At 64.8% G+C, this 12,611-nt stretch carries 6 protein-coding genes; 1 reads left to right on the top strand and 5 read right to left on the bottom strand.

Annotated elements, in window-relative coordinates; genetic code table 11:
* Positions 1–110: 110 nt before the first annotated feature.
* On the bottom strand, positions 111–1,391 hold the full coding sequence (locus HMPREF2765_RS05870) for an alkaline phosphatase family protein (RefSeq protein WP_049346344.1): 1,281 nt from the start codon (positions 1,389–1,391) through the stop codon (positions 111–113).
* A gap of 83 nt (positions 1,392–1,474) precedes the next feature.
* Positions 1,475–2,068, bottom strand: a complete 594-nt coding sequence (locus HMPREF2765_RS05865; RefSeq protein ID WP_044150558.1) for a DUF5998 family protein — start codon at positions 2,066–2,068, stop codon at positions 1,475–1,477.
* 286 nt (positions 2,069–2,354) lie between these two features.
* Between HMPREF2765_RS05865 and HMPREF2765_RS05860 the strand changes: the two genes are divergently transcribed.
* A complete protein-coding gene (locus HMPREF2765_RS05860; protein ID WP_049346342.1) occupies positions 2,355–4,880 on the top strand; it encodes a DNA gyrase/topoisomerase IV subunit A in 2,526 nt (841 codons plus the stop codon).
* Between the two features lie 193 nt (positions 4,881–5,073).
* On the opposite strand, the gene HMPREF2765_RS05855 is transcribed toward HMPREF2765_RS05860, so the two are convergent.
* The 3 genes from HMPREF2765_RS05855 to HMPREF2765_RS05845 all read right to left on the bottom strand — a co-directional run bounded on the left by HMPREF2765_RS05855 (position 5,074) and on the right by HMPREF2765_RS05845 (position 12,600).
* Positions 5,074–9,063 carry a thiol reductant ABC exporter subunit CydD/CydC gene (locus tag HMPREF2765_RS05855; protein ID WP_246824927.1) on the bottom strand — a complete coding sequence of 1,330 codons (3,990 nt, stop codon included), beginning with the start codon at positions 9,061–9,063 and terminating at the stop codon, positions 5,074–5,076.
* Positions 9,064–9,241: 178 nt separating this feature from the next.
* Positions 9,242–11,476: an ABC transporter ATP-binding protein/permease gene (locus HMPREF2765_RS05850; RefSeq protein ID WP_049340611.1), complete on the bottom strand. Its 2,235-nt coding sequence runs from the start codon at positions 11,474–11,476 to the stop codon at positions 9,242–9,244.
* Positions 11,473–12,600, bottom strand: a complete 1,128-nt coding sequence (locus HMPREF2765_RS05845) for an efflux RND transporter periplasmic adaptor subunit (RefSeq protein ID WP_049340613.1) — start codon at positions 12,598–12,600, stop codon at positions 11,473–11,475. Before HMPREF2765_RS05845 ends, HMPREF2765_RS05850 begins: the two co-directional genes overlap by 4 nt.
* Between the last annotated feature and the right edge of the window lie 11 nt (positions 12,601–12,611).

The following is a 12,611-nucleotide window of genomic DNA, read 5'->3' as shown; positions in this document are numbered from 1 at the left end:
ATCAAGACGAGAGCATCTAGACATACGAAAGCCGCCGGTTATTCGCGTGAATAACCGGCGGCTTTTCTATCTTCTCAGCCTGTATCCGCTGAGCGGGGCTCTTCCGAATCTTAGAAGGTCTTGAGCATGCGCAACGGCACCAGACGCTCAGCGTCCGTGAGCGAACCGTGCTGACCAACCATGTGCAGGGCACGCTCCTGGTAGTGGCGCATATCGTACAGCGCCCAGTCATCGCGAGCGCACACCATCAGGTCGCCAATACGGCCGCGCGCCGCATCCGTGATGACCGGGCCGAAGTAGCCGGCACGCATCAGCTCGCGAGAGTCAATCACCCAGGCGCGCTCGCCCCAGTACTGCGCCCAACGCTGAGCGGTGGCGGTGCGTGCCGCCTCCGAGGTGTCTTCGAGGTACAGGTGCACGGCGCGCGGTTCACCGGCGGTCATGGCGATATTGCGGGTCAGCTCCTCCACGCCAGAGTAGTCGATGCGCTGATGCTCGGGCACGTTCACCATGCCGTGATCGGCGGTCACGAAGAGTGCCGCCCACGCCGGGGCGCGCTCCGCCAGACGCTTCAGCGCCGAGTTCAGTTCCTCCAGCTGCTGTAGCCATTCGTCGCTGCCCACGCCGTAGCGGTGGCCCGCCGCGTCAATCTCGCCCCAGTACAGGTACACGGTGGTGGGGGTGCGACTGGAGAGCGCCTCCAGGGCGTAGGTGACGCGGGCGTTGTAGCCGACGGCGTCCACGAAGTCGCCGCCGCGTAGCGCCGCCTCCGTCAGGCCGGTACCGCGGTACTTACCCAGCGAAATGGTGAGCACGCGGCGGTTCGTATGGTGGCGTTCCAGCACGGTCGGCAGCGGCTGCCAGGCGTGCGGGTCCACCGACTGATCCCAGCCGGACAGGTGGTTCATGACCGAGCCCACTCCCCCATTACCTGCCGGGTTACGCACCTCGTAGCCGGCAATGCCGTGCGCGCCGGGTGCCGTGCCGGTGCCCAGCGAGGTCAGGGAGGCGGCGGTCGTGGTGGGGAACGCGGCGTCCAGCGGGCCCAGGTTCAGGGTCTTACGCAGGGCGGGCGCGTAGCCGCCGTAGCTGTTGAGCAGCTGCTCGCCCAGGCCGTCCACCATGATCACGCAGGCGTGGCGGAACGACGCCGGATCAACGTCCTGCTCCGCGAGGCGGCCGGCAAGGTTCAGCGGGTCGGCAACAGAGTTGAACGCCGGGTCAGAATCCAGGGCGTGCGCGGGGCGCGCCAGGCTTCGCTGAGCCACCAGAGAGGAAGCGGACTCCAGCACATCGGCGATGCTATTGCTGCCGTAGGCGGGCGCGGGAGGCAACGGCGCTCCCAGAACATCGTGCAGGGTGGGCTGTTCGGTGCGGGACGGGGCCGTCATAGGTTCCTCTCGGGTGTGTCTCTCAGGGTGTGGCGAGTGCTAATCGCGAGCGCCGTTGGGTGGCAGGCGCGGGATGCCGGTGGTTATCGGCGGGTTGCGTACATGCGGGCACGGTGCAGAGCACGCGCAAAATGCTGCGCACGCTGAACCGACTCCGGGCCGTCAGCGGTCGCAGACACACGTACCGCAATGTCCTCGCGGCGCGCATCACCGGTGTAGCCGTGGTCGGCGTTGCACTGCGGATCCTGGCAACCGGCGGGCGCCAGCTCCACGTGCAGGGAGCCGGTCCAGGCAATCTGGAAGGAAATCTCGGTCGGTGCGGTGCTACCGGCGTTGTACGCCTGCGGCTGGCTGAAACCGTAGCTGATGGTGACCGCGTTCAGGGCGCTCAGGTGCACCGCCTCCACGCTCACGTGCGCCACGGTACCCTGCGCATCCCCCTCAAGGTGCTGGTCGTCCAGGTGCGCAAAGATGACGTGCTCGCCGCAGAGCACCATCACGGTGATGTGGCGGTGAAAATCATCGCGGGAGAAGTGGGTTTCATGCTGTACGAAGTGCGCGTCCGGGTTCATGCCCGCCAGCGCGTCATCCACCACTTCCAGCACGAGGTCGGGGTAGAAACCGGCATGCTTAATGTCTGCGACCAATTGCTCGCGTTCGGGGGTGGTGGCGTACATCGTACCTCTTTCGTGCGGTGCCCTCATGAGGCGACGTCGGTCGGCGCACACGATGAGGGCGGTTAGGTATTACTCCCCTCTACCTTAGAGGGTTCCAGCCGGGCTGTGCTACTTGACCACGCTAATACAGGCTCATATGACGGTGTGCAATCCCCCGGTATGCTTCGGTTACTGCCCCGCAACCGCCTTGGCGCACCCCACAGATGACGCCGACCAACCAGCCCGTCTCATCCGCTACCACCCGCTAAAATAGGAGGAGCGAAAACACACCGACACGAGGAGATATATGGCTCGCCGATCCAAATCCGCCGTCAGCGACTACCCGGTGGATGTGGTAGAGAATATCGTCGACATCGACGTATCCGCCGAGATGGAAACCAGCTTCCTGGAATACTCCTACTCGGTGATTTATTCGCGCGCCCTCCCCGACGCCCGCGACGGCCTCAAGCCCGTGCAGCGCCGCATCCTCTACATGATGCAGCAGATGGGTCTGCGCCCCGATAAGGGCCACGTCAAGAGCGCCCGCGTGACCGGCGAGGTCATGGGTAAGCTCCACCCGCACGGCGACGCCGCCATCTACGACGCGATGGTGCGCCTCGCTCAGCCCTTCGCGCTGCGCCTGCCCCTCGTTGACGGTCACGGTAACTTCGGCTCCCTCGACGACGGCCCGGCAGCCGCCCGATACACCGAAGCACGTATGGCGCCCGCCGCGCAGGCACTCACCGCGGACCTCGAAGAAGACGTGGTTGACTTCGTACCGAACTACGACAACCAGTTCATGCAGCCCTCCGTGCTGCCCGCAGCGTTCCCGAACCTGCTCGTCAACGGCACCACCGGCATCGCGGTCGGCATGGCAACCAACATGGCGCCGCACAACCTGCGCGAGGTTATCGCCGGTACCCGCCACCTCATCGCCCACCCCGAGGCGACCCTCAAAGACATCATGAAGTTCATCCCCGGCCCCGACCTGCCCACCGGCGGCACCATCGTGGGTCTGGGAGGCATTCGTGACGCCTACGAAACCGGCCGCGGCACCTTCAAGACCCGCGCAAAGGTCTCGATCGAGCAGGTCAGCCCCCGCAAGCAGGGCATTGTCGTCACCGAACTGCCGTACATGGTCGGCCCCGAAAAGGTCATCGAAAAGATCAAGGACGGCGTCAACTCCAAGAAGCTCACCGGCATCTCCGACGTGGTCGACCTGACCGACCGCACCAACGGTCTGCGCCTCGTCATCGAAATCAAGAACGGCTTCAACCCGGAGGCGGTGCTCGCCGCCCTCTACAAGCACACCCCGCTCGAGGACTCTTTCGGCATTAACAACGTGGCGCTCGTGGACGGTCAGCCGCAGACCCTCGGCCTGCTCGACCTGATGCGCGTGTACATTGACCACCGCCTGAACGTGGTCCGCCGCCGCACCGAATTCCGCCTGGGCAAGCGCACCGACCGCCTGCACCTGGTGGAGGGTCTGCTCGTGGCAATCCTCGACATTGACGAGGTCATCCAGATTATTCGCGAGTCTGACGAGACCGCTCAGGCACGCGAAAAGCTGAAGGTCGTCTTCGACCTGACCGACACCCAGGCGAACCACATTCTGGAGCTGCGTCTGCGTCAGCTCACCAAGTACTCCCGCCTGGAGCTCGAGGCCGAACGCGACACCCTGCAGCAGGAAATCGCTGAGCTGCAGCGCATTCTCGGTTCCGATGCGGCGTTGCGCGAGCTGGTCTCCGACGAGCTCGCCGAGGTCGCCGAACGCTACGGCACCGACCGCCGCACCCAGCTCAAGACCAAGGACGACATGCAGGTCGCCATCGAGGCGGTTACCGCGCAGTCCAAGGCGAAGAAGAGCCTGGGCCTCGCCCTCGAGATCGCCGACGACCCGTGCTGGGTACTGCTCTCTGCCTCCGGCATGATGGGGCGAACCCCCGGCAAGCCCATCCGCGAGGCGCTCGTGGATCCCGGCAAGCGCTTCAAGCACGACGTGTTCACCTCGATTGTGCCGACCACCGCGCGCGGCGAGATTGGTGCCGTGACCTCCGCAGGACGCATGGTGCGTCTGTCCGTCATGGACATTGCGGTGCTGGACGAGAACGGCGGCACCCCCTCCATGGCGTCGGCGGTGAAGGCAGCCGAGCTGGTTCAGCTCGCCAAGGGTGAGAAGCTGGTCGCCCTCGTACCGCTGAATACGGTGCTGGCGCTGGCAACCGCGGGCGGCGTGATCAAGCGCCTGAACCCGGATTACCCGCTGAACCAGACCGAGTGGGACATCATGAAGCTCAAGGACGGCGACGAAATCGTAGCCGCCGCCCCCTGCCCCACCGACGATATGATTCTTACCTTCGTCACTCGCGACGCGAAGCTACTGACCTTCGACGCGGCGAAGGTCCGCCCGCAGGGACGCACCGGTGGCGGTATCGCAGGCATCAAGCTTGCCGACGGTGACCGCCTCATCGCCCTGGGTGTGACCGCGCCCGGCGACGCGGCGGAGGTCGTGACCGTCACCAACGGCAAGGACGGCCTAGCAAGCGCCAAGGTCACCGCCCTGAGCGAGTACCCGCAGAAGGGCCGCGCGACCGGCGGTGTGCGTGCGCACCGATTCCTCACCGGTGAGAGCCAGCTGGCCCTGGCGTGGGTGGGCGTGGGCCCGGCGAAGGCGGCATCCTCCGGCGGCGTGGCTCGTTCCCTGCCGACCGAGCACGGTGCCCGCGACGGTTCCGGTGTGATGCTCACTCAGAGCATCGGCATTGTGGGCCCGAACTATGCGGCTGTTTCTGCTACGCTGGCGGTTAGCCCGGAGGGTGAAAAGCTCTTCTAGGCGCGCCGTTCACGGACTTTCGACCTCAGGTTGTTTACAGAGCCTGGGGGAACCCGCGCAGATATAACGCGCAGAGCAATATGCCCAGAAAATTTTGCACAAAGAAATGCCCCGGTACTTTCACGAAGTACCGGGGCATTCCTCGCAGTTTCTTGCGTTCAATCTCGCCCGTGGCGGCTACGCTCAGCTGCGTTTAGAGGCGAACCACTTCATCGCAGCGGGCAATATCCTCAGGACGGTGCGACACCAGAACCGTAGCCACGGAGCTGGAGCGGGTCGCCGCATCCAAGTCAGCCATCAGCGCGCGGGCAGACTCAGCGTCCAGGTGCGCGGTCGGCTCATCCAGCAGCAGCACCGGCGAATTCACCAGCAGGGCACGAGCCACCGCCAGACGCTGACGCTGACCACCCGACAGGAAGGAACCGCCAGCACCCACCGGGGTGCGCAGGCCCTGAGGCAGAGCGTCAAACCACTCGCCCAGACCCACACGGCGCAGAACCTCAATCAGCTCTTCCTCGCTCGGGCGATCCGAACGGTCACGAGCCAGCATCAAGTTACCCTCAAGGGTCGACTCGAAAATGTGAGCCGCCTGCGGGCACCACGCCGCGTAGCCGCGCAGCTGCTCACCCTCCAGGATCTCACCGGAAGCCAGCACACGGCCGGACTCCAGCGGCAAGAATCCCAGAACGGTTGCAAGCACCGTAGACTTACCGGAACCGGAGGGGCCGGTCACCGCAGTCCAGGAGCCGGCGCGGGCGTTCATGTTCAGGTCGGTGAAGACCGGGTGATCCATGCCGGGCCAGCGGGCGGCAGCGTCCTGCAGGCTCAGGGCGGGTTCGGTGACCTTCACACCAAGCTCCTGCGGGGTGCCGCAGCTGACCAGGGTGGGTTCGCCGGGCTTCGGCGGGCGCGGGGTATCGCTCTTAGAACCAGCCGCAGATTCGGGGCGGTCAAAGCGGTGAGCACGCTGACGGTCAGCTTCCAGCAGCTCCTCCATCTCGGCCTCCGCGCGGGCACGCAGACGCTCAACACGACGCGGCAGAACGTGGGTGTCCACCTCAGCCTCGGTCGGCACGGAACGCTTCAGGGTCGAGGTCGCAACAACACCCTCCAGGGATACGTCACGCACGCTCGGGGCAATCGTAGCGAGCAGGCGGCTGAACGCGGGCCAGGAGCGGACCGCCTCAACATGGCCCAGGGAGCTTTCCAGCATGCCGGTGCACAGCAACACCACAATCGCCGCTTCGGGGGCACGCACGGTGCCGTCAACAGCCAGCGGGTACGCAATGACTGCGCTCGCCAGAGCCGCACCGAACCAGCTCAGGGTCACGAGGGTACGGCCCACACCCTGAGCGGTTGAGCCCTTCTGCAGGGCGGACAGGTTCTCGGCATCCAGGGCGCCGTTAGCCTTCTCAGCGGTGGTTGCCACGCCGTTAGCGCGCAGGTCCTCAGCCGCCGAGAGCATGCCGGTACCCAGGCGTAGCATCTGCGCGGTGGAGCGGCGAGCCAGCGCCTCCGCACGGGCATCGGCGCGAAGCACAATCCACGGAGCCACAAAAGTGCTAACCAGCACGGCAAGCAGGACCGGGATTAGAGCCTGCGGCAGAATGCACGCGGTCGTAATCAGCGCCGCGGTCATGACCAGCAGGTGCGCAGCCGGCGGAATAATAACGCGCGGCACGCCGTCACGCAGCTCATCAATACCGCCCACGAGGCGTTCGAGCAGCGCGTCACCACGCAGCAGGGCACGCACGCTGCTCACGCTCTGCCATGCGCCAACCCAGGCGCGCAGACGCAGAATATTTGCGGCGGCAAGAACCTTCGAATGGGTCATTAGACGCTCAGCGTAGCGGGCGCAGGCACGACCCAGGCCGAAGAAACGCACGCCCACAATGGCGACCATCAGGTACATCATTGCCGGGCCCTCGGCAGCGCGAACAATCAGCCAGCCGGACAGCGCGGTCAGTGCCGCAGCCATCAGGGAAGTAATCGCAGCCATGATCACCGGGCCGGTTGCGGCGCGAACACCAATACCGGTCAGTTCCTTCAGGGTGCGCAGGCTTGCGAACAGGCCGGCAGGCTCGGCTTCCTCGGTCTCGGCAGCTACGGAGGCGCCCGCCGGGGCGGTGCTTTCAGCCTCGTACTCTTCCCTGTCCTTGAGCAGGTGCGCGGGGGCTTGCGCGGGAACCGCAACGCGGGCGGTATTCGCCTCGGCGGTCCATGTGTAGCCCTGGGCGGTCTGCACGGCACGAACGAGGATATCGCAGCCAGCGGCGAGCTCCTGCTCGTGGGTCACGATCAGAACGGTTGCGCCAAGTTCCGCCAGGCGGTGCAGGGCGCGGGTCACCAGGTATGCCGAGTAGGCGTCCAGGTGCGCGGTCGGCTCATCCACCAGGACGGTCAGCACGGTCTGCTCACCGCCGGCACGGTAGATAGCCTCGGCACGAGCCAGGGTACGTGCCACGGCGAGGCGGCGCGCCTGACCAGCACTGAGGGCACCGGGTTCAAGGGCGGTCAGCTTCTCCATGCCCAGCTGAACCAGCGGGCCAACCAGCAGCGCAGACTCGGCATCGGTGATGGACAGCTTCTTGGAGTCCATCGCTTCACCGAGCAGAGCGGCTGCACGCTCACGCTCCGCCTCGGTAGCGCTGAGTGCGTAGAGCGCCATTTCGGTCTGCACGGTCGGTGCGGTGAAGACCGGCGACTGCGGAATAACCAGGGTGGTTCCCAGACCGGTCACGCTACCGGTCAGGTGCACGGGCTCCTCCGAGCCGGTGGGCACCAGACCCTCGCGCACGGCACCGGAGAACACGTTCAGCAGGGTGGACTTACCGCAGCCGGACTCACCCATCACGCCGATAACTGCACCGCGTGCGTCCTGGGCGGTTTCAGTCTGGGTGTTGCCAACGCGACGGTCCAGGTTCAGGGACAGGTTAGTCAGCACGGCAGGACGCGCCGGGTAGCTCACCGACAGGTCCTTAACGGCGATGGTGGAAGGCTGGCCCTTCTGCGCTGCCGGATCCTGTGCAGACGAATCCTGCGCATTCGAGTCCGCAGCGGCGGCGGGCAGGGGCGCATCAATAATCTTCTGGGCGCTACGCAGGGCGGCAACGCCGTCCTCCGACTGGTGGTAGGCGGCACCCACATCACGCAGCGGCTGGTAGCATTCGGGAGCCAGCAGTAGTACAAGAATTGCGGTGTCCAGGCCCAGGGTACCGTTGACCAGGCGCACACCAATCAGCACAGCAATCAGCGCCACCGAAATGGTGGTGATGAGCTCCAGGGCGAGCGAAGACATGAAGGCGCTACGCAAAGTCTGCATGGTGCGTTCACGGTAACGCTGGCCGAGGGCGTTCATGGAGCGGGTCTGTGCACGTTCACGGCCCAGACCGATAATGACGGGCAGGCCGCGCACCAGCTCCAGAATATGGTCGGAGAGGCGGTGCAGTTCAGCCTGAGCTTCTGCGGTTTCGTCGCGGGTGTTCTTACCAATCAGAATCATGAACACCGGAATAAGCGGCAGGGTGCAGGCAAGCACCATGGCGCTCATCCAGTCTAGGGCCGCCACAACAACCCAGAGGATGAACGGCACAATCGCGGTGGACACGAACGCGGTCAGGGTCTTCGTGTAGTAGTCATCCAGGGCGTTCAGGCCGCGGGACAGCAACACAGCGGTCGCGCCGGTACCTTCGGGGGTGTCTGCGCCACCGGTGGCGAGCACGCGCTTGAGCAGGGCGGAACGAATCTGAGACTTCGCTCCGGAGGCGGCACGCTGCGCGCTCACAGCCAGCAGGTAGTCGGTACCCGAGCGGACGAGCAGGGCAGCCACGGCGACCGCAATCAGGCCGGGGGTAATGGTGTCTGCGTCACCGAAGATACCACCGAGGCCGAGCAGCCAGCCGCCGTGCGCCTCCAGCTGCGCCTGCGCGGAGCCCGAGAACTCAATGTAGGCGCGGTACACGTCCGGGGCGCTCGTCTCTTTGAGGCGCGCGTGCTCGGCGGCAACAGCGGCGAAACCGGCGTGTGCTGCGCGGGCAATAATCACAGCCAAGGCGGCACTGAAAAGCACCGTCGCGATGGTGTGCACGGCGGTGATGACACCGAACGTGCTGAGGGTTTTACGGGCGTCAGGGCCCAGAGGTGGGCGGCGGTCAGTGCGGTCATTGCGCTTTCCTTCGGTCACCTCTGGTGCCTCAGTGTTCTGATGTTTGTCAGCGTGACGCGGTGTGTGCGTTCGACTCACGTGTTGTCCTTAGTCTTCTGCTGTTTTTACCTCCCATCAGTTTAAGGGTTGGGCTATCTAATACCTATTTGACCAGTCAGGTTTCAGGTAATTAGTTGGTCCTCACCCGGCGCTCACTCTAGCCGCGCATCGCATCGGCTGGGCTCTTGCGGGACGCTACCCACGCCGGGTACGCCGAAGACACCAGACCGGTAAGGGCGCCAACGCCCACGCCGAGCACCACGAATCCGGGTGAGAGAACCGCCTGCCAGCCCTGCACGAGCGAAAGAATAATCGTCGCAATCATGCCGGAGCAGGCGCCGATGGAGCCGCCGAGCACGCCGAGCATGACGCCCTCCATGAGGAAGATGCGGGCAATCAGCCATTTACTCGATCCGATGGCGCGGCGCAGCGCAATCTCTGCGGTGCGCGATTGCACGGACAGATACATTGCGGTTGCCGCCGAGAGGGAGGCGAGCACCAGCAGAATACCGGAGAGCACACCCACGTACAGGCCCAGATCCGAGGCGATAGACGCGCGTAGGCTCTGCAGGTCGGAGGGGGTTTCCACGTTGATCTGGCTGGGTTCAGCGGGCTTGAGGGTCAGCGGAATTGCCTTGGCGACCGCTTTGCCGTAGCCCCGTTCGGTTTCGGCAATGTATGTGACCTGGCCGCGTCCGGTGCGCTGAAGTGTGCCCGGCGAGACAATGACCGTGTTCCTAAATTCGTAGCCGCTATTGCCGGGGTCGAAGAGGCCGATGACCGGCATCAGCTGACCTTCCACCCAGATGCTCACACCGGGTGCCACCTGCGGCAACCCACCGAGCTTAATGCCGTAGTCGACGGCGGGTAGCTCGCCGGGCCTGGGCTCGGTTGTGGCGTTATCTGCAGCCTTATCTTCGGGAATAATGCCGAGGGCGCGGGCAGCGGAGACCGACACAATAGCGCCGGAGAGCTGCTCGGAGCGTTCACGGTCAGCAACGTTCTGCTGGGTGAGGGTCGAGTTCATCTGTTCGAGCGCACGCAGGGTTTCGGGGTTCATGCGGGCACCGATTTGCTCGAGCCGGGTCTTCGAGGTGGAGCTGAGGCCAATCGCCGTTTTGGGTTCGTCCTCGTAGGGGCTGAACCGGGTGATTCGCACGTCGGCGGGTGCCACGCTGCTGACGAATCCGGTGTTCTTCACGTAGTCCAGCGCGCTAATGCGGTCGGCAACATTCTGCGCGGATTCGCCCTGCCGGTAGGTTCCGAGCATGTTCTGGTCATTGTCCCTGTCGCTGATGTAGAGCGTGGATTGTTCGGATCCGAGCAGGCGCTGGTTCACCTGGTAGCTGGCGGATTCGCTCATGCCGGAGGCGCTGATGAGTCCGCCCACGCCCAGTGCGAAGGACAGACCCAGCAGCAGGGTGCGTAGCGGTCGTGAGGTGAGCGCCGAGATTGCCTCGATGCTGTCGTCGGTGAGGAAGCTTCCGCGGCGATGCGTAGCGGGCTTCTCCCCCGGTGCGAGGCTGGTGGTAGCATCTACCGGGGCACCAACCGTGGCTTCTGCCGGGGTGTCCGTTGCAACCGGCACAGCCTCGGCAACCGGCACCGTAGCCAAGTCGGCGCGGCTCTGCTCGTGTAGCCGTCCATCCTCAATGCGAATCACACGGCGGGCGGCGGCGGCAACCTCCGGGTCGTGGGTAATAACCAGCACGGTACAGCCGGTCGCGTTAATGCGCTGCAAAATCTCAATGACCTTGGCGCTATTGTGGCTGTCCAGGTTGCCGGTGGGCTCGTCGGCAAGAATCAGCGGCGGGCGCGTGGCGAGGGCACGAGCAATGGCGCAGCGCTGCTTCTCGCCGCCGGAGAGGTAGCGGGTGCGGATGCTGGCGCGGTCGCTCAACCCCAGAAATTCTAGGGTTTCTTCGGTGCGTTGCAGGCGCTCGCCGTAGGGTACGCCCTGCACGCGCAGGCCCATGGAGGCATTGGTTGTGCTGGTTTCATCCAGCAGCATGTTTGAGGACTGGAAGATGAAGCCGAGGTGATCTCGGCGCATTTCGTCGCGTTCTCTGTCGCTGAGTCCTTCCGTGTTTTTGCCGAAGAGGCTGTAGGTTCCGCTGGTGGGCGTGTCGAGCAGACCAATGGCGTTGAGCAGGGTTGATTTACCGGAGCCCGACGGACCAATAATGGCGAGGAATTCGCCGCGTTCGACCACCAGGTTGAGGTGGTCGAGGACTGCTCGTTCGCTCCCCTCGAAGACACGGGTAATGCCGTGCATTTCGATAGCAGGCGCGGTACCGAGTCCGGCGGCAGGTGTAGCTGCGGACGCTACGTTGGGCGCAACTGTAGGCGCACGTCCTGGGCTTGTGTCGGGGGTTATCTTACGGCGGCTCATGAGACAAGCACCTTCTGTCCCGCGCTGAGGTTAGCGTTAATGGCGGCGTATCCGCCGGCGGTGCGCAGGACCTCAACGTTGACTCGTTCGGTAGCGGGCGCATCCTTGCTGGTCGAGGTGGAACTTCCGCCCTTTTCAACGAGCACGTAGGTGCCCTGGGAGTCCTGGCGCACCGCGGTAGTCGGCACGGCGAGGGTGGTTGAGGTGTTGCCCTTACTGGTGATGGAGGCGCTCTGACCCGGAGTGAGCTTGCTCGGGTCGTCGGCACTAAATCGCACGCTCTTCGCCGCACCCTTGGAGGGGTCGTTCTGCAGCTCACCAATGCTGGTGATGGTGCCCTCCACACTGCCGGTGGAAGTGCGCAGGCTAACGCGGTCGCCGGCCTTGACCTTATTGGCAACAGAGAGCTCAACGCTGGATTCCACGTAGGGTTCGCTAGTTTCTACACTCGCGATGGGGTTGCCGTCGCTGATGAGCTGACCGACCGCGGCAACGGCGGTGACGGTGTGGCTTCCGCCGGGCAGAATCGCGTAGTTGTTGCGGGCAATGCTGGTGACCCCTTCGCTGGGCACGCCGGTCAGGTGCGCGCGGTGCAGGCGCGTGACGGCGTCGAGGGTGTCTTCGGTAACGGTGCCGCTCTGAGCGGTGGCGTACCCGGCGGAGTTCAGTGCCTTCTGGAAGGCGAGCACGTCGTCGCCGTTATCGCCCAGGTTGAGGTCGCGGTACAGCGGCAGCGGCCCTTCCAGCACGAAGACGGGGTCGGCGCCAATAATGCCGATGAAGTCACCGGCCTTGAGCACGTTACCGGGCTTCTGGTTCTGGTAGACGAGCACCGGCTCACCGTTGGTGCGCGCGCTAATCGGGGCGGTCTCTCCCGCCTTGGTGGTTCCTGCAATGGCGAGTCCCTCGCTGACGGTGCGTTCTTCGACCTTCGCCCAGACCGGGATCACGGTTTTCGCTTGCACGGTCGGGTCGGGGCCTGTTGCGGCGTAGCGGGTGCCAAGGTAGAAGGACAGCATGAGCGAGCCGATGGCGAGGATTGCCAGCAGCAGGAGCACGCGGGGTCGGGCGATGCGCTCGCTAAAGCGGTGACCGCTGTTTTGGTTCTGTGAGTGAGTGGTCATGGCGGTGTCTT

This window comes from Rothia sp. HMSC062H08 (genome assembly GCF_001810775.1).
Lineage (GTDB): Bacteria > Actinomycetota > Actinomycetes > Actinomycetales > Micrococcaceae > Rothia.
Note: the sequence above shows the minus strand (reverse complement) of the source record. Positions and strands in the feature narration are given on the sequence as shown.